16 protein-coding genes are annotated in these 18,268 nt (G+C 64.6%); 12 read left to right on the top strand and 4 right to left on the bottom strand.

Translation table 11 applies throughout. The features are described from left to right. From BA190_RS21635 to BA190_RS21625, 3 genes are all read left to right on the top strand, one after another. Nucleotides 1-228, top strand: a 228-nt coding sequence (locus BA190_RS21635) for a TIM barrel protein (protein ID WP_245314896.1), incomplete at its 5' end; no start/stop codon positions are given. Between the two features lie 208 nt (nucleotides 229-436). Next, the gene (glxR, locus tag BA190_RS21630; protein ID WP_068292041.1) at nucleotides 437-1,330 is read left to right on the top strand and encodes a 2-hydroxy-3-oxopropionate reductase; all 894 of its coding nucleotides are present in this window, start codon (nucleotides 437-439) and stop codon (nucleotides 1,328-1,330) included. 168 nt (nucleotides 1,331-1,498) lie between these two features. Next, nucleotides 1,499-2,746: a glycerate kinase gene (locus tag BA190_RS21625; RefSeq protein WP_371260369.1), complete on the top strand. Its 1,248-nt coding sequence runs from the start codon at nucleotides 1,499-1,501 to the stop codon at nucleotides 2,744-2,746. A gap of 883 nt (nucleotides 2,747-3,629) precedes the next feature. Here BA190_RS21625 and BA190_RS21620 read toward each other — a convergent pair. Next, nucleotides 3,630-4,964, bottom strand: a complete 1,335-nt coding sequence (locus BA190_RS21620) for a urate hydroxylase PuuD (protein ID WP_068292035.1) — start codon at nucleotides 4,962-4,964, stop codon at nucleotides 3,630-3,632. A 315-nt stretch (nucleotides 4,965-5,279) separates the two neighbouring features. Between BA190_RS21620 and BA190_RS21615 the strand changes: the two genes are divergently transcribed. From BA190_RS21615 to puuE, 3 genes are all read left to right on the top strand, one after another. After that, nucleotides 5,280-6,233: a LysR family transcriptional regulator gene (locus tag BA190_RS21615; protein WP_068292032.1), complete on the top strand. Its 954-nt coding sequence runs from the start codon at nucleotides 5,280-5,282 to the stop codon at nucleotides 6,231-6,233. A 208-nt stretch (nucleotides 6,234-6,441) separates the two neighbouring features. Beyond that, nucleotides 6,442-6,795, top strand: a complete 354-nt coding sequence (gene uraH / locus BA190_RS21610; protein ID WP_068292029.1) for a hydroxyisourate hydrolase — start codon at nucleotides 6,442-6,444, stop codon at nucleotides 6,793-6,795. A 3-nt stretch (nucleotides 6,796-6,798) separates the two neighbouring features. Further along, nucleotides 6,799-8,229 (top strand): allantoinase PuuE, encoded by a 1,431-nt coding sequence (puuE, locus tag BA190_RS21605; RefSeq protein ID WP_068292026.1) that lies wholly within the window; start codon nucleotides 6,799-6,801, stop codon nucleotides 8,227-8,229. Nucleotides 8,230-8,316: 87 nt separating this feature from the next. Here puuE and BA190_RS21600 read toward each other — a convergent pair whose 3' ends face one another. Beyond that, nucleotides 8,317-9,405, bottom strand: a complete 1,089-nt coding sequence (locus BA190_RS21600) for an AI-2E family transporter (protein ID WP_068292023.1) — start codon at nucleotides 9,403-9,405, stop codon at nucleotides 8,317-8,319. Between the two features lie 368 nt (nucleotides 9,406-9,773). Between BA190_RS21600 and glgX the strand changes: the two genes are divergently transcribed. The 3 genes from glgX (at nucleotide 9,774) to BA190_RS21585 (ending at nucleotide 13,046) form a co-directional block, all read left to right on the top strand. Next, entirely contained in the window at nucleotides 9,774-11,891 is a 2,118-nt protein-coding gene (glgX, locus tag BA190_RS21595; protein WP_068292020.1) for a glycogen debranching protein GlgX, read from the top strand. Nucleotides 11,892-12,026: 135 nt separating this feature from the next. Further along, nucleotides 12,027-12,404, top strand: a complete 378-nt coding sequence (locus tag BA190_RS21590) for a response regulator (protein WP_068292017.1) — start codon at nucleotides 12,027-12,029, stop codon at nucleotides 12,402-12,404. A gap of 153 nt (nucleotides 12,405-12,557) precedes the next feature. Beyond that, complete coding sequence (locus BA190_RS21585) at nucleotides 12,558-13,046, top strand: response regulator (RefSeq protein WP_156771643.1); 489 nt, start codon at nucleotides 12,558-12,560, stop codon at nucleotides 13,044-13,046. A 12-nt stretch (nucleotides 13,047-13,058) separates the two neighbouring features. Here the strand turns inward: BA190_RS21585 and BA190_RS21580 are convergent, their stop codons facing one another. Together BA190_RS21580 and BA190_RS21575 are read right to left on the bottom strand one after the other, a co-directional pair. Next, nucleotides 13,059-14,288: an MFS transporter gene (locus BA190_RS21580; RefSeq protein ID WP_245314894.1), complete on the bottom strand. Its 1,230-nt coding sequence runs from the start codon at nucleotides 14,286-14,288 to the stop codon at nucleotides 13,059-13,061. 160 nt (nucleotides 14,289-14,448) lie between these two features. Beyond that, complete coding sequence (locus BA190_RS21575) at nucleotides 14,449-15,240, bottom strand: response regulator (RefSeq protein ID WP_068292014.1); 792 nt, start codon at nucleotides 15,238-15,240, stop codon at nucleotides 14,449-14,451. A 451-nt stretch (nucleotides 15,241-15,691) separates the two neighbouring features. On the opposite strand from BA190_RS21575, the gene BA190_RS21570 reads away from it, so the two are divergent. The 3 genes from BA190_RS21570 to BA190_RS21560 are packed head-to-tail and all read left to right on the top strand — an operon-like array spanning nucleotide 15,692 to nucleotide 18,172. Continuing rightward, nucleotides 15,692-15,913: a NepR family anti-sigma factor gene (locus BA190_RS21570; RefSeq protein WP_068292011.1), complete on the top strand. Its 222-nt coding sequence runs from the start codon at nucleotides 15,692-15,694 to the stop codon at nucleotides 15,911-15,913. Continuing rightward, nucleotides 15,900-16,457 carry a sigma-70 family RNA polymerase sigma factor gene (locus BA190_RS21565; protein WP_068292008.1) on the top strand — a complete coding sequence of 186 codons (558 nt, stop codon included), beginning with the start codon at nucleotides 15,900-15,902 and terminating at the stop codon, nucleotides 16,455-16,457. The genes BA190_RS21570 and BA190_RS21565 overlap by 14 nt, the downstream gene beginning before the upstream one ends. Before the next feature lie 50 nt (nucleotides 16,458-16,507). Continuing rightward, nucleotides 16,508-18,172, top strand: a complete 1,665-nt coding sequence (locus BA190_RS21560) for a sensor histidine kinase (protein ID WP_156771642.1) — start codon at nucleotides 16,508-16,510, stop codon at nucleotides 18,170-18,172. Nucleotides 18,173-18,268: the final 96 nt, after the last annotated feature.

Raw genomic sequence — 18,268 nt, 5'->3', positions numbered from 1 at the left:
ATCATGGAAGGGGACCTCGCCCGGACCATCGAGAAGCACCTGCCGCAGATCTGGCACGTACAGCTGGCCGACAATCCCGGCCGCAACGAGCCGGGCACTGGCGAGATCGCCTACCCCTTCCTCTACCAGTGGCTCGACCAGCTCGGCTATGCCGGCTGGATCGGCTGCGAATACAAGCCCAAGGGCGAGACCGAGGCGGGCCTGGGCTGGTTCAGGCAGGCTCGCTGAGCCCACCCAACAGAACCCTTTCTCCCCTTGCGGGACTCCGCAGTTCCTGCGGAACCGCTAGGGGGCCCGGCAGGGGGATGAGGGGTCTTGCAGACCTCTCAAAGCCTGGCGTCTCCACCCCTCATCCGGCGCTTCGCGCCACCTTCTCCCACAAGGGGAGAAGGCGAATAGCCCCGGCGTTTGCGCTTCTAGAACAAGGATCTTCACCATGAATATCGGCTTTGTCGGACTGGGCATCATGGGTTCCCCGATGGCGGGGCACCTGATCGCGGCCGGTCACACGCTCTTCCTCACCACGCTCGGCAATGTGCCCGAGGAACTCGTCAAGGCCGGCGGCAAGGCCGAGCCGACCGCAGCCGACGTTGCCCGCAAGGCCGACATCATCATCACCATGGTGCCCGACACCCCGGACGTGGAAACCGTGCTGTTCGGCAAGAATGGCGTCGCCGAAGGCCTCTCTGCCGGCAAGCTCGTCATCGACATGAGCTCGATCTCGCCCGTTGAGACCAAGAAATTCGCCAAGCGCATCAACGAGCTCGGCTGCGACTATCTCGACGCGCCGGTCTCGGGCGGCGAGGTCGGCGCCAAGGCCGCCTCCCTCACCATCATGGTCGGCGGACCGGAAGCCGCCTTCGAGCGCGCCAGGCCACTGTTCGAGACAATGGGCAAGAACATCACGCTGGTCGGCGGCAATGGCGATGGCCAGACCACCAAGGTCGCCAACCAGATCATCGTCGCCCTCAACATCGAGGCCGTCGGCGAAGCCCTGCTGTTCGCCTCCCGCGCCGGCGCCGATCCGGCCAAGGTGCGCGAGGCCCTGATGGGCGGCTTCGCCGCCTCGCGCATCCTGGAAGTGCATGGCGACCGCATGGTCAAGCGGACCTTCGACCCGGGTTTCCGCATCGCCCTGCACCAGAAGGACCTCAACCTCGCCCTCACTACGGCCCGCCAGCTCGGCCTTTCCCTGCCCAACACCGCCACGGCACAGGAACTGTTCAATGCCTGCGTCTCGCATGGCGGCGCGGCCTGGGACCATTCCGGCTTGGTCCGAGCCCTGGAGATCATGGCCAATTACGAGATCGGCGCGCCGGTCAAGGGTTGACGCCAGCACGCGCCGGCTTTCGACCGGCCGTAGCGTTGTCCCGCGCCCTGTCCCCGCTCGGAGTGGACTGGGGACAGGGTGAGGGGCGGCGCGACACACATAATAATTCGCATAAGCGTTTCTTCCTCTGAAAGGTTCGCCATGTCGGAGCGGGCATTGTTGACATCGATGTTCGAGGCGGCAGTGGCGGCGGCGACGCCTTCTGCCTGCATGCCGGCCTTCCTGCCGCGGCCGCCGAAGGGGCGGACCATCGTCGTCGGCGCCGGCAAGGCTGCAGCCGCCATGGCCAAGGCCCTGGAAGACACCTGGGACGGGCCGCTTCAGGGCGTGGTGGTGACGCGCTACGGCCATGCCGTGCCTTGCCAGCGCATCACGGTGATCGAAGCCGCTCATCCCGTGCCGGATCTCAACGGCGTCAAGGCCGCCGCGCGCATGCTGGCCCTGGTGGAAGGGGCCGGGGAAGACGATCTCGTCATCGCCCTGATCTCGGGCGGCGGCTCGGCCCTGCTCAGCCTCCCGGCCGATGGGCTGCTGCTTTCCGACAAGCAGGCGATCAACAAGGCGCTGCTCAAATCGGGCGCACCGATCGACGAGATGAACTGCGTGCGCAAGCATTTGTCCGCCATCAAGGGCGGGCGGTTGGCCGCCGCCGCTTTTCCGGCCCGCGTCGTCAGCCTGGTGATTTCCGACGTACCCGGCGACGATCTCGCCGCCATCGCCTCCGGCCCCACCGTGGCCGATCCCACCAGCTTTGCCGATGCCCGCGCCATCCTCGCCCGCTATGGCATAGACGGGCCAGCCCCCGTGATCGCCCATCTCGAGGCAGCACTGGAGGAGACGCCCAAGCCCGGGGATCCGCGCCTGGCACACTGCGAGACTCATCTGATCGCTTCGCCCCAGCAGTCGCTGCTCGCCGCGGCGGCGGTTGCTCGCAAGGCCGGTATCGCGCCGATCATTCTGGGCGATTCCCTGGAGGGGGAAGCCCGTGATGTCGGCATCGTCATGGCCGGCATCGCCCGCCAGGTCGCCCAGCACGGCCAGCCCGCCGCCGCACCCTGCGTGCTGATTTCGGGCGGCGAGACCACGGTTACCGTGCGCGGCACGGGCCGGGGCGGCCGCAATGTCGAATATCTGCTCTCGCTCGCCGTCAAGCTCGGCGGACAGTGCGGCATCCATGCCCTGGCCGGCGATACCGACGGCGTCGATGGCGCCGAGGAAGTGGCCGGTGCGGTGATCGGCCCCACGAGTCTTGCACGCGCCCGCGCCGCCGGACTCGATCCGATCGCCAGCCTCGACAACAACGATGCCCATACCCTGTTTCAGGCCCTTGGCGACCAGATCGTCACCGGTCCGACCTTGACCAATGTCAATGATTTCAGGGCTGTTCTCGTGTTGTCCGAGGGAATGAAGCTGTGATGAGACTAGCCCTCGCGACACCAGCTATCTCCGGTGGAGACCGTGCCATGGTCCCGCTCGACGAGCTGGCGGCCTGTTCCGCCGACAAAGGTGCACTGACGCGGCTCTATCTCATGCCGGAACATGCCGAAGGAGCCTCCCCCGCCAGCGGGAGGCTCTTTGGACTCGTGGTGCTCTCCGTCCCGTTTCGCCGTTTTCGGCAGGGGCCGCGCCACGGTATAGCGGCCGCGGGGCGGGATTCTCTCTCGCCGATACAGGACGCAGCGCACCTGCCTTTTCCTGCGAAGTGCCGGCGTCGGCGCGCTTCCCGATAGTGCGGTGTTTCTTTTCCGCGTCGTATGCCGGAAATGGCGCGGATATCCCTTGCCGGCTTCGGCTGTCTGATCCACCCGTCTGGCAATTTCAATATGGAGCGCAGGAATCCTTCCCCGACGTCGTGGAAGCTGTCACCGCGCAGCGGCGACGGAAGGGGGAGAGTGGCGCCAACAGGTCGGAGGATGGCAAGATCGCGCCACTCGACCTCAACCTCAACCTCAACTCCACCCGACCTCGCTGTGCCCGGCCACCCTCCCTGACGTCGGGGAGGGTGGCCGGCGCCCTATCCGCCCATGCTGCGATATGCGGCAGCCGAAGCCAGGGACGAAACCTCGCGCGCCTTTCGCGAACCACGGGACGTGGGCATGCGGCAGCCTCTGGCGAGAAAGGCGGTTCCCGCCTTTGCCCGCCCTGCTTCGATCAACCCGTCGCCGAAACGGACGGGCACGCCGACCGAATGCTTGGTGGCTCGGCGATAGGACATTGGCCCAAGACAAAAAAAGGCCCCGCAAGCGGGGCCATTGCACGTGTCGAGGGAAATAGGAGGGAAACTGGCGCCGAGACGGGTTCAGCGGACGGCGAGCTGGACGGCGGAACCCGTTGCTGCAGACTTGGCTTCAACAGCTTTGGCTTCGGCGGACTTGCCGGCGTCGACCGGCGTGGCCTGCGCTGCCGCCTTCTCGCTCTTGAGCACCCAGTCGCGCAGCACGCGGCGTTCGTCCAGGGTCATTTCGGTCACGTTGTTCGGCGGCATGGCATGCGTCATCACCGATTGCACGAAGACTTCATGCTCGTTGCGGGCAATATTGGTGGGCGAATCCAGGAGCACGCCCTTGGGCGGCATGTTGATGCCCTGATAGACCGGCGTCTCGGCATGGCACATCGAGCAGCGGCTGGTGATGATATCGTGCACCGGCCCCGGCACGGTGGCGGCGAGCGCAGTTTCGGTTGCCGCCGGCGCCTCGATGGCGCCGAGGTCGAAGGCATCGCGGAAGGCCGGCGAGCGGAAGGCGCTGATCCAGATGGCGCCGAAGATCAGGATGGCCGCAAGCGCCCAGGTCCACCATTTGTCGCCGCGACCGGCATGGCGTTCGTTGTAGAACACGCGGATCAGCGCGCCGGCGACCAGGATCAGGCCGACCACCAGGAAGGCGTAGGGGCTGGAATAGGTCAGCGGATAGTGGTTGGACAGCATCAGGAACAGCACGGGCAGCGTCAGGTAGTTGTTGTGCGAGGAACGCTGCTTGGCCGCCTTGCCGAGCGCCGGATCGGGCACCTGCCCGGCCTTGAGCGCGGCAATCACCTTGTGCTGGTTGGGGATGATGATGAAGAACACATTGGCCGACATCATCGTCGCCATCAGCGCGCCGGTATGGATGAAGGCGCCGCGGGCCGAGAACATCTGCTGGAAGAACCAGGCCATGAACACCACGAACACCAGGCCGATGCCGGCAAGCAGCGTCTCGTTCTTGCCGATCGGGGATTTGCACAGGAAATCGTAGACCAGCCAGCCGGCGGCGAGGCCGCCAATGCCGACCACCAGGGCCACGGCCGGCGACAATACCCGCACGCTGGGATCGATCAGGAGCAGGCTGGATTGGGCGTAATAGACCCACAGCAACAGGCAGAAGCCGGTCAGCCAGGTCGAGTAAGACTGCCATTTGTGCCAGGTCAGGTGCTCGGGCAGGAAGTCAGGCGCCACCAGATATTTCTGCACCTGGTAGAAGCCGCCGCCATGGACTTCCCAGGCCTCGCCGCCTTGACCCGCGGGGATCTTCGGGGTGGGGCGCATGCTTGCGTCCAGATGCATGAAGTAGAACGAGGAGCCGATCCAGGCGATGCCGGTGATGACATGGGCCCAGCGCAACATCAGACTGCCCCATTCGTACAGGGTCATCAGCATAGGTTATTTCCTCCCATTTCCTTCCCTGCCTGGAAAGCGGCACTTTACGACCGGCTTACACAAGGCATGATTATTTCCTACAGTCACGGCAAGAACCGCCGGCCCGAAGGGCTGACAAGCAAGAGTCTCGCCAGTTTGAGTGTCCTCGATCCGCATTCTATTCATCGAATGAGGTCGAGAACGAAGAGTCGGCTCCGGCCGCAGGCAGAACGAGGGGGAGCATGATCAAGCACAAGCAGTCTTTGGCCGGGCGCTGCATCCGTTTCGATCAACGAACAGCAGTCGCCGCCGATCTGTCCTACGGAACCGCCCGCCATGCTTGAAAATTTCCGTTCCTTCGCCCGCGCCGTCGAAGCAGGCAGCTTCTCCGAAGCCGGTCGCCGCATGCGGGTTTCCGCCAATGTGATCAGCCAGCGCATCCAGGCGCTGGAAAACCACCTCGGCTGCCGGCTGTTCAATCGCACGACCCGCAATATGGGCCTGACCGAACAGGGCCGGATCTTCTATGACCATGTCATCGACGCCCTGCACACCATCGACATGGCCGAGGCCAATATCGGCGAACTCGGCGCCATGCCGCTGGGTTCGATCCGGGTCGCTGCGCCGCTCGGCCTGGGTCGGCGCCTCGTCGGCCCGACCGCCGCGGCCTATCGCGATACCCATCCCCAGATCGACGTGCAATTGCGTCTGTCCGAGCGTCGCCTCGACATCATCGCCGAATCCTGCGACCTCGCTTTGCAATTCGTCACCTATGCTGACTCGTCGATGATCATGCGCAAGATCGCCGACGCCGAGCGTGTCCTTTGTGCCTCCCCAACCTATGTCGAACGCGCCGGCATGCCGATGACGCCGGCCGACCTGGCGCGCCACCAATGCCTGCTCCTGCGCTTTCCCGGCTCGCGCGAATTCCGCTGGTCCCTCAGCCAGGATGGCGACGAAATCAGCGTTCCGATCAAGGGCTCGCTCGACGCCGACGACGGCGACGTGCTCACCGCCTGGGCGCTTGACGGGCGCGGCATCGTGCTCAAGCCGGTCTACGAAATTGCCGATGCGCTTGCCCAAGGTCGTCTGGTTCCTGTTCTGACCGCCAATCCGCCACCGCCTGCCACGCTGGCCGTGCTCTATCCGACGCGAAATCTGGTGCCCCTCAAGGTGAAGGCTTTCGCCGACCTGCTGGTCGAGCGTGGCCGACGCTATCTCGCGACCGAGCTCGCCCGGCTGGGGCCCTTGCCGTCCGGCCTGTCATCCTTGCAGGAAAATGAAGCCTGACACGCTCCATCAAGCCTCAGGACGGCCTGCAGCAGAAGAGTATTCTTTATCGAAACATCTTCACAAAATATTTGGAAATGCCGGGCGGCAAAGTCGCTATGGTCTGGAGTGCGGCCTGATGGGCCGTGCCAGCGAAAACATTTCGCGGTCCGGGCGGATCGCAAGGGTGTGCTCGAAGCCACCCAAGACAGGATCGGGTGAGGACGACATGGGAAGGCTCTCCACGCATGTGCTCGACGTCTCCAGGGGCAAGCCCGCGCAGGGCGTGATCATCGAACTCCAGCGGCTGGATGCAGCGGGTGGGCGTGTCAGCGTGACGACCACGACGACGAACCAGGATGGCCGCACCGACCAGCCTTTGATGGCGGGCGATGCCTTCGTGCCGGGCGTCTATGAGCTCATCTTCCACATCGGCGCCTATTTCCGCGGTCTCGGCGCCATCGGGGCCGGCGAATTCCTCGATGTCGTGCCTTTGCGCGTGACGCTGGCGGACAAGGATGGCCACTACCATGTGCCGCTGGTCTGCTCGCCCTTCAGCTATTCGACCTATCGGGGCTCGTGAGTGATGACCGTAACGACGCAAGAAACCTATGATCGCGACCTCATCGGCTATGCCGGCAAGCCGCCCCACGCGGCCTGGCCCGGCAAGGCGAGGGTCTGCCTGCAATTCGTGGTGAATTACGAGGAGGGCGGCGAGAACTGCATCCTGCATGGTGATGCGGCCTCGGAGGCCTTCCTGTCCGAGATCGTGGGCGCCCAGCCCTGGCCGGGCCAGCGCCACATGAACATGGAATCGATCTACGAATATGGCTCGCGCGTCGGCTTCTGGCGCCTGCACCGGATGTTCACCGAGCGCCAGATCCCGGTCACCGTCTTCGGTATCGCCAGTGCCATGCAGCGCAATCGCGGGGCCGTGGCCGCCATGGTCGAGGCCGGCTGGGAAATCGCCAGCCACGGCCTGAAATGGATCGACTACCGCGACTATACCAAGGAAGGCGAGCGCGAGCATATCGAGGAGGCCATCCGCGTCCACACCGAGCTCACCGGTTCCAGGCCGCTCGGCTTCTATCAGGGCCGCACCTCGGCCCGGACGCTGCAATTGACCATGGAGGAGGGCGGCTTCCTCTATTCGGCCGATTCCTATGCCGACGAACTGCCCTACTGGGTCGAGGGGCCGCGCGGCCCGCAGCTGATCGTGCCCTATACGCTCGATGCCAACGACATGCGCTTCGCCACGCCCCAGGGCTTCAACAGCGGCGACCAGTTCTTCGCCTATCTCAAGGACAGCTTCGACACGCTCTATGCCGAGGGCGCCGAGCAGCCGGCCATGATGTCCATCGGCCTGCATTGCCGCCTGGTCGGCCGCCCCGGCCGCGCCGCTGCGCTCGCGCGCTTCCTCGATTATGCCCGCAGCCATGCCGATGTCTGGTTCGCCACCCGCCTCGACATCGCCCGTCACTGGATCCGTCAGCACCCGCCGGAAGGCGGCTATGTGCCGACGCGCCTCAACCGCGCTCTGTTCGTCGAGCGCTTCGGCGGCGTGTTCGAGCATTCGCCCTGGGTGGCGGAAGGCGCCTACGACAAGGGCCTGACGCCGGCCGAGGACACGGCCGAAGGCCTGCATGCGGCGATGATGAAGGTGCTGGTCTCGGCGTCCGACGAGGCCAGGCTCGCCTTGATCATGGCGCATCCCGACCTGGCCGGCAAACTGGCCCAGGCCAAGATGCTGACTGCCGAATCCTCCGCCGAGCAGGCCTCCGCCGGCCTCGACCGCCTCACCCCCGCCGAGCTCAAGCAGTTCACCGAGCTCAATGACGCCTACAAGGCCCGGTTCGGCTTCCTGTTCATCATGGCGATCAAGGGACGCAGCAAGGCCGAGATCGTCGCCGCCTTCGAGCGGCGCCTGCAGCATGACCGGAACCAGGAATTCGCCGAGGCCGTCAAGCAGATCGGCGAGATCGCCCGCCTGCGCCTGAAGGACATGCTGCCGGGCTGAGCGGTGGCAGGGTGGGGGACAGATGTGCCGATCTCCAGATCGGCACATCGATTCCGCACCTCGCCCAGCAAAATCCGGATTGCCGCCTCATGCCTCCAGGAAACGGCCGATATTGTTGAGAGGCCCGACCCCATCGCAGATGATCTTGAGGATGGCGAGCATCGGAACCGCCAGGATGGCCCCTGGCGCGCCCCATAGCCAGAACCAGAAGATCAGGGCCAGGATGATCAGCACCGGGTTGAGGGTGAAGCGCTTGGCCAGCAGCATGGGCGTGACGATTTCGCCCTCGATCAGATGGATCACCAGATAGAGGCCGGCCGGCAGGAAAGCTGTCAGCATGGTGTCGAACTGCAGCAGGCCGGCAAAGGCGAACAGGGCAACTCCGAAGAAGGGGCCTATGATCGGCACGAAATTGAGGGCGAAGGCAACGACAGCCCACAATACCGGGTCTCCGAGCCCGGTGGCCCACATGGTCAGGCCGGTCGCCAGCCCCACCAGCCCGTTCATCACGGTGATCGTCGCCAGATAGATCGAGATGTTTTCCTCGATCTGCTGCGACAGCGTCACGACCTGCCGCTTGTCGCTGAAGCGGGGCAGGATTTCGACCATCCGGCGCAGGAAGGTGTCGCCGGACACCAGCAGGAAGTACAGGATCAGGATCGTTTCGAAGAAGCCGCTGGCGAAATGCTGCGTGCCGCGGAAAGCCGCGCCGAGAATGTCGACATTCGCGCCCCCGCTGGCGCCGATCTGCTGCATGAAGCTCTGGAAGGTCTGGATCGGCTGGTTGAGGAAGGAAAGGCGCTGCTGAAGCCGCGGCAGGGCATCCGGCAGGCGGGTGGCCCATTCGGTGGCGGGACCTGCGACCGCGGCCCCCAGCCCCACGAACAGGCCGAAGAAGACGAAGATCATCAGGAGGGCTGCGATGCTGCGCGGCAGGCGAAACCGCTCGAGCTGGCGCATGATCGGCTGGAACAGCAGTTTCAGCACGAAGGCGAGCACCAGCGGCAGGATGATGTCGGCTGCGACATAGGCGATCGTCAGGCTCGCCAGAACGAGCAGGCAGGCCTGGATGGCCGTCTGGGGCGAGACGCCGCTGGGCCCCTCGTCGAGCTCGACAGGGGCAGCGGGTGGCGCGGCGGGCTTGTCGGCGGAAAGGGAACTGGTCTGATCTTGCATGCATGCCCCTGCTGGTGGCCCGGATTCGTTGTCTTCTCATCGGGAGTGCCTCTTCGGCACGCCACGGTCAGGCCCAACACAATGGGAGGCCTGAGAGTTCCGGCCTATATCAAATGGAAGGCGATCGGGCCGGGTTCCCGGCGTTGAAACAGCTCGTCGAGCCTCCGGGTGACGGCCGGCTGGTGCGTGTCGCGAAGCGTGCGGCACTTTTCCGATCCTGGCGCGTTTCATGTGAAACCGGATTTGCAACGAAGCCCAAATGCTTGCATCGCTCCATGTTGCAGTGCAGTGTGCCGCCGTGATGCGCGGTCCCTCTCGCTGCTCGATGCGGTGAAGGTCCGTAGGACGGCCGAACGGGAGACGATGGCATGACCCAGCTCTTCGGCACGCGGATCCGTGAAGGACATCCCCATCCGCGCGGTGCGATCTGGGATGGGGCCGGCACCAATTTCGCGCTGTTTTCGGCGAATGCCACCAAGGTCGAGGTCTGCCTGTTCGATCCGAGCGGCGTCGAGGAGCTCGAGCGCATCGAACTGCCTGAGTTCACCGACGAGATCTGGCACGGCTATCTGCCCGATGTCAGTCCCGGCATGCTCTATGGCTATCGCGTGCACGGCCCTTACGAGCCCGAGGCCGGTCACCGCTTCAATCCCAACAAGCTGCTGCTCGATCCCTATGCCCGTGCCCATGTCGGTGCGTTGAAATGGGATCCGGCCTTGTTCGGCTATACGCTCGGCGAGGACGATCTCAGCTTCGACACGCGCGACAGCGCCCCCTTCATGCCCCGCTGCATGGTCGTGGATTCGGGCTTCGACTGGCCGGGCAACCGCTCGCTGGTGCCTTGGGATCAGACCATCGTCTACGAGACCCATGTGAAGGGCTTCACCAAGCGCCACCCCGGGATCGCGCCGGCCTTGCAGGGCACCTATGCCGGCCTCGCCTCGATCCAGTCCCTCGAACATATCCGCTCGCTCGGTGTCACCACCGTCGAGCTCCTGCCGGTCCATACCTTCGTCGACGACGATCACCTGCTCCAGCGCGGCCTGAGGAACTACTGGGGCTACAATTCCATCGGCTTTTTCGCGCCCGATCCGCGTTATGCCGCCGACCCCGCTGGCGTGCTGGCCGAATTCAAGCAGATGGTGGCGCGTTTCCACGATGCCGGCCTCGAGGTCATCCTCGACGTCGTCTACAACCACACCGCCGAGGGCAACGAACTCGGCCCGACCCTGTCCTTCAAGGGGATCGACAACGCCTCCTATTACCGGCTGCTGCCCGACAAGCCGCGCTACTACATCAACGATACCGGCACCGGCAACACCCTCAATGTCAGCCATCCGCGTGTGATCCAGATGGTGACGGACAGCCTGCGCTATTGGGTGAACGAGATGCATGTCGACGGCTTCCGCTTCGACCTCGGCACCGTGCTGGCCCGCGAGGTCGACGGCTTCAATCCCGATAGCGGCTTCCTCAAGGCTGTCAGCCAGGATCCGGTGCTGGAGAATGTCAAGCTGATCGCCGAACCCTGGGATGTCGGGCTCGGCGGCTACCAGGTCGGCGGCTTCACGCCGGGCTGGGCCGAGTGGAACGACGTCTATCGCGATACGGCGCGCGACTTCTGGCGGGGCCAGGCCCGGCCTGCGGCCCTGGCGCCGCGCCTGTGCGGCTCGCCGGACAAGTTCGACCATCGTGGCCGCAAGTCCTGGGCCTCGGTCAATTTCGTCACCGCCCATGACGGTTTCACGCTGCGCGACCTGGTTTCCTATAATGACCGCCATAACGAGGCCAATGGCGAGGATAATCGCGACGGTAGCTCCAACAACCGCTCCTGGAATTGCGGTGTCGAGGGGCCGAGCGAGGATGCTGCTGTCACGGATCTGCGCGAGCGTCAGATGCGCAATTTCCTGGCGTTGCTGCTGCTCTCCCAGGGGACGCCGATGATCGTGGCCGGCGACGAGTTCGGACGCAGCCAGCAAGGCAACAACAATGCCTACTGCCAGGACAACGAGACCAGCTGGCTCGATTGGCAGGCGGCGGAAGAAGGCAAGGCGCTGACCGACTTCGTCCGCAGGCTGACGGCGCTCAGACGTAAATATCCCATTCTGCGGCGATCACGCTTTCTGATCGGCGAGCGCATCAATGAGGCGATCGACGTGCGCGAGGCGACCTGGATCCATCGCAGCGGCGAGGAAATGACGCGGTCGCACTGGGACGATATCGGTGAACCTGCCTGCTTCGGCCTGTTGCTGGACGGCCGGGCCCAGGCCAGCGGCATCCGCAAGCGCGGATCGGACGCCACGCTGCTCGTCCTGCTCAATGCCCATCACGAGACGATGAGCTTCACCATGCCTCCCTGCTATGACGGTTCGGCCTGGAAACGCCTGGTCGCCACCGACGATCCGGGCCTGCCCGAAGCCGACATCGCCGTCGGTGACGCCTATGCGCTTGCCGGCCGCTCGCTGGTCCTGTTCGAGCGCGTCGATTGAGCGCGCTCCTGTTTTCCCGGCCAGATCGTCTATAGTGGTTCGAGCGCCCCGGGGCGCCCATTTCAGCAGCTAGTGATTCTCAGTTCCGGAAGCGGTTTCCGGCAGCAATTTCGATTTGAGTCCGAGATCCGAAGCATGGCCGATCACGACAAGAGAACCATCCTCGTCGTCGAAGACGAGGCAGTCATCCAACTGCTCGTCGTCGACATCCTGAACGATCTCGGCTTTGCCACGCTCGAGGCCAAGGATGCCGATTCGGCCATTCCCCTGCTGGAGGGCACGCAAAGCATCGATCTGCTGATCACGGATATCGGGCTGCCGGGCATGAACGGCTGGGACCTGGCGCGGCTGGCACGCGAGGCAAGGCCGGCGCTGAAGGTGCTCTTCCTCACCGGCTATGAAGCCGCCGAGCGGCAGGATCTCAAAATGGATGAAGGACAGGACGTGGTCGTCAAGCCCTTCGAGACCGGCGAATTCGAGGCCAAGGTCCGGTCGATGCTGCCCGCAGGTTGAGTCGGAACAAAGGCCTGCTTCGGGCGTTCGTTCCCCAGAGCAAACGAGCATTCCCAGTTGAATGCTCGTTTGCCTCAACTCGTTGTTTCGACACGCCTTTGCGATGCCGATCCATTGCGGGACGTCCTGACGGAGCCTGAGGGGACAAGAGCCGTGAAACAGCAAGCCTTCGCCGAGCCAGCCATGCACAACGCGCCGGAACATCGCACCGGCCCACGCAAGCCGGTCCATGGCAGTCCCGGCGCCGAATCAGGAGGCGACGATGTCGACGGTGCCCCTCCGGTCACCGTGGTGCTGGTCGATGACGACAAGGATGTCAGGCTGATCACGGCCGATTTGCTCGAAGATGCCGGCTTCAGGGTGCTGCAGGCCGGTCGCGCCGAAGCTGCGCTCGACATCCTGGCCTCGAACGGGGATGCCCGGGTCTTGATCACCGATGTCCGCATGCCCGGGCCGATGAGCGGCTATGATCTTGCCTTGAAGGCCAGGGAACGCTGGCCGAGCCTGGAAATCATGTTCGTTTCCGGCTTTGGCCTGCCGGAGCGGCGTCGGCTCTATTTCGACTGCCTCCTGGTCAGCAAGCCCTTCAATCCCGACGAATTCGTCAGCCAGGTGCGCGGTCTGGCTGAGCGCGCGAATTGACGGCCGGTAGAGTCAGGCCATGTCGGGCAGGGCACGCAGCCTTGGCACGCGGGACAGCAGGATGACCAGGAGCTGGACCAGGAAGCCGATGGCGGCCGCGCCCAGGCAGGCTGCTGCGCCGGCGTGAGCGGCGATGAAGGCGCCCGCCGCCGCTCCGACCGGCCTTGCGCCGAAGGTTGCGGTCATGACCAGGGCCGAGACCCGTCCCAGCATGGCGTTGGGTGTGATAGCCTGCCGGAGCGTCGTGGTGGTGATCGTCCACAGGATCGGCCCGGCGCCGAACAGGAAATAGCTGAATCCGGCCAGGATGGGCGAAGGGAACCATACCGTCCCGAGCATGAGGAGCGCAGCGCAGAAGCCGCCGAACGGCCCGAGCACGATCATGGTGCCGAAGGAGACGCGTCGCGCCAGTGCCGGCGCGATGCCGGCGCCGGCAATCATGCCGGCCCCATAGATGCCGAGGGTGATGCCGACTTCCAAGGCCGTCAGTCCGAGTACCTGCACGGCGTAGGCGACATAGACGGCCTGGATGCAGAACCAGCCAATATTGAAGAAGACGGCGGTCAGGAGGATCGGCCTCAGCAGGTCGTGGCGGATGACGAAGGCGGCTCCCTCCTTGAGATCGTGCAGGAGCCTGCGGCCGGTACCGGCCGCCATCTCTTCCTTCGGCAGGCCGGCAAGCAGGAACACCGCCCAGATCGAGAGGATGGCGGAGAGGACATAGGCGACGGGTGCCCCGGTCCAGCCGACCAGGGCGCCGCCCAGGGCCGGGCCGCCGGCATAGGCGGCGCTGCGCGCCAATTCCAGCCAGCGATTGGCGTCGGCAAGCCGGGCGCGCGGCACAAGCGTGGGGATCAGGGCCGGGGCGGCGACGCTGTAGCACACCGTGCCGATCGCACCGATGCAGCCGAGCAAGGCCAGCAGGGGCAGGCTCATCCGGCCGAGGCCGAGCAGCAGGACGGTGAGCGCAAGCGAGAGCGCACGCAACGCCTCCGATGCCACCATCAGCTTTCGCCGCGAAGCCCGATCGGCGATCAGGCCGGCGGGGATGGAGAGCAGGAGAAAGGGCAGGGTCTGGGCCGTCTGGAGCCAGCCTGTCTCGGCGGGGCCGGCGGCGAGCAGGATCACGGCCGCGAGGGGCGCGGCGGCAAGGGCGATCTGCTCGGAGAGCTGGGCAAGGAGGTTCGACCAGCCGATGCGCCGGAAAGCCGGCGGCAGGCGATCTGTTTCGGGCATCTTCATGACAAGCCTCGGCAAGGAAAGGATCGCCGAGAGAAAAGCCGACAGCCCGGGTGCCAGCCACCCGTTTCCTGTGCACCTTTTCCTGTGTTTGCCGAAGAAGCCCGTGTTTATCGGGCTGCTCGTCGCGGGGCGGGGCCTCGGCCCTCGCAGGGAAGGCGATTCAGGCCGGGCGGATGCTGGCCCGTTTGTCGAAGAACAGCGCCTGGCTGATCGTGGCCTTCACGATTTCGGGCCGGAAGGGCTTGGTGATCAGGAAGGTCGGTTCCGGTTGCTGGCCGGTCAGCAGTCTTTCGGGATAGGCCGTGATGAAGATCACCGGCAGTTCCACACTCGCCAGGATCTCGTTCACGGCTTTCAGGCCGGAGCTGCCATCGGCAAGCTGGATGTCGGCGAGGATCAGGCCAGGGGCGTGTTCTGCCACCTGGGCGAGCGCCTGGGCATGGGTGCGGGCGATGCCGACGACGCTGTGCCCAAGTTCTTCCACGATCGATTGCAGGTCGAGCGCGATGATCGGCTCGTCCTCGATGATCAGGATCTCGGTGGCGATCTGGCGGGCGATCTCCTCGGTCGCCTCGACCACAAGGGTGATCACTTCCTTCTCGTCGACGCGCATGATGATGGCTGCCTCTTCCGAGGAAAAGCCTTCCATCGTGGTCAGCAGGAAGGCCTGGCGTGAGCGCGGGGCCAGGCGTTCCAGGCGTTGCTCCGGCGAAATGCCCTCGACCTGCTTGGCCGGCTCCATGTTCAAAGCCAGGGAAGACCACAGTCTCAGGAATACCTGATAGAGCGCGATGCGCGGCGGCAGGGCGCGCGGAAAGGAGCCGGGATCGGCAACCAGGGTTTCCAGCGTCTCGACCACATAGGCGTCGCCGCTGGCCTGGCTGCCGCTCAGGGCCCGGGAAAAACGCCTCAGATAAGGCAGTTGCGGCGCGATCTCGGCTGCGATCGACATTGAACATGCTCCCAGAGCAAAGCGCATCATGGTGAAAAGCGCTTTTATTCTAACTCTTTGTTTCCAAGCCAATCCAACGGATTGGCCAGTGCGTCCTTGCGATTCTCAGGTGATCCCGTCCCATCGCAAAACGCTTAGATCGGTCGTTCATGCGGCATCGGAAGAGCACCACAGACGAATAGTTCCTGACAATGAATTTATTTCTTCGACAGGATGGAACGTATTCGGCATGGGATGCGTTTCGCCGGTTGGCATTGCATTGTGTCTTCGCCGGCGACGGGCCTTCACCTTGCCCAGGCAGAATTTCCCGGTGGAGCCCGTGGACGGGCCCCACCAAAAACTCTGCAAATGTTCGGTGCCGTGCAGATTCCTCTCGAGCGGGTCCATGGCCTGCTCGAGAGGAACCTGCCTGGAAGCAATGGCGGTGCCAAGCCGTTTCACGGGAGTAGCAATGTCGAGGAATAAGAAGCCAGACGAGGATCTGCCCGATCAGAGCCCCCCCGATGGCGGCAAGCTCGATCCGCAGATCCGCGACTATGTCGCTCGCTCCCTGCAGGCCCATTATGAATCGATCGTCCGGGCTCCCGTGCCCGACAGGTTTTTGACACTCCTGGCCGAGCTCGAAGAGCAGGAGAAGAAGGCCGGGGAGGGCAAGGACGATGAGCGGCGATAGCTTCAAGGACGGGCTCATCGCACATATTCCGAGTCTGCGTGCCTTCGCCGCGTCCCTGTCGGGTTCGATCACCCTGGCGGACGATCTGGTGCAGGATACGCTGCTCAAGGCCTGGGCCAATGCCGACAAGTTCGAGCCGGGCACCAATATGCGAGCCTGGTTGTTCACCATCCTGCGCAACATCTACTACTCGCTCTACCGCAAGCGTTCGCGCGAGGTGCAGGACAGCGATGGGGTCTATGCCGAGCGCCTGGCCGTCCATGCCGACCAGGAAGGGCACCTGGCGATCGCCGATTTCACGGCGGCCCTCGCCAAGCTACCCGAGGAACAGCGCGAGGCCCTGATCATGGTGGGCGCTTCGGGTATCTCCTATGAGGAGGCGGCGGAGATCTGCGGCGTTGCGCTCGGTACCATCAAGAGCCGTGTCAACCGGGCGAGGTCGCGGCTGGCCGAGATGCTCTCGACCAGCGATGCGGATGAAACGGGGCCGGATGCCAAGATGCTGGCAGCACTGCGGGCCGGCGGGCGCGAGCCTTCCTCGTGACGGCGCGCTTTCGCCATATCGTCAATAGGGTCCTGGTCTTCAATAAGATCTTGGCCTTCGATACGGTCCAGGCCAAGCTACTGACCTTCTTCCTGATGGTTGCCATACCGGTCGGCGCCATCACCAGCATCATCGCGGTGGTGACCTATCGCGACGACGTCAAGACGATCGAGACATCCCAGGCACAGACCGTCGGCAATTTCGTCGTGCGCATGGGCATCTGGTATGTCGGCGTGCTCAGAGGGCTGATGATCTCGGCTGCCGAAGTCACGACAGGCGCTTCCTGCGAGGCCGTCGGCAAGGCCAATGTCGGACAGCTCGACGGCTACCAGGCCCTGCTGATCCAGGGCGATGGCAGCCCGGCCTGCCTGTTTTCAGGCATATCCGGCCTGGACCGGTCCACGCTTGCCGCCGAGTTGGCGGCACAGGCTGCCAAGCCGGTGGTCCAGCCTCGCGCCGTGTTGTCGCCCGTAGCCAGCCGCTATGATTCGGTGGTGCTCGGAGGCGAACGCCGGCTCGTCGTCTATGCCCGGCGCGAGGGCAAACCTGATGCGCCGGGCTGGCAGGCGCTGCTGGTGGTCGCTCCGCAGGCCCTCGATCGCGTCTTCAACCTCGGTGACGGTGCGCGTGACTTCGTCGCTGCCCTGATTACCGTGCATGAGGACATCGTGTTCGCGCGGGGGCGCCCGGCGGGCGACAATGGCTGGCTGCCGGCCAAGGGGACCTTTCCCGTGACCCGTCAGCGCTGGGTCGCCGTCAGCGGCGCCGGCCAGACGCGGATCTACTATGCCATGCCGGCTGCACCCGATCTCTATATCGTCGCCAGCTTCCGCGACATCCATCTGCGTGCCGCCCGCTCGCAATTCCTTTTCCTGCTGCTGGCGCCCCTCGCAGCGCTGCTGTTGCTGCTGGTTGTCTTTGCCCGGGTCATGAAGCGGCATCTGGTGCAATGGCTCAAGGGCATCGAGGCCGCATCGCGGGCCAGGCGTCATTCCGGCTGGGGACGCGTGCCGCTCAGTGCCCAGATGCCGTCGGACATTCGCAATGTGGTGGTGGCCTTCAACGACATGGTCGAAGAGCAGGAAGCACGCGAGCACCGCCTGCAGACGGCGCTTGCGGCCAACCATGCCCTTACCCGCGAGCTGCATCACCGGGTGAAGAACAATCTTCAGGTGGTGCAGAGCTATATCGGCCTCTCCAAGAATGCCTATGCCGGCGATGCCCGCATGGCCTTGAGCGAGGCCGAATGCAGGGTTCACGTGCTGTCGGCGGCCTATCGCGGCGCCCTGTCGGAGGGCGAGATGCATCCGGTGGCGATCGAGGCCTTCCTGCGTGATGTCACGCAGGTGATCGGCAGACTGCTGTGCCGTACCGGGCAGGCCATGATCTTACGCGGCCGGACCGAGATGGTGCTGCCGGTGGATCGCGCCATCCCCCTTGGCCTGCTCGTGGTCGACCATGCCTCCGCCATCCTCCACGCGGGCTCGGCACTCGTCCTCACGCTCGATATCGGGGATCTCGATGGCGGGCGGTTCGGCTTCGGATTTTCGGCCGACAGGCCGGTGGAGCCGCCACAGCCCTCGCGCATCCTGTTGGGTCTCGTGCAGCAGCTCGATGCGGCCGAGACGAAGGACCTCGCCGCGGGCGACCTGGGCGCCTGGGAGCTTGCCGCTGCCGACGATGCTGAGAAGCAGGTGGGAGATCGGGAAGCCTAGAGCAAAGCGCGTTTAGACGGAAACGCTGCATTGCTCTAACTCTTTGGTTCGACGCGTCTTTGCGATTCTTGGTGATTCCACCAAATCGCAAAACGC

This window comes from Labrys sp. WJW (assembly GCF_001676615.1).
GTDB lineage: Bacteria > Pseudomonadota > Alphaproteobacteria > Rhizobiales > Labraceae > Labrys > Labrys sedimenti.
The sequence above is the reverse complement of the archived record's forward strand: the minus strand, read 5'-3'. Positions and strand labels throughout refer to the sequence as shown.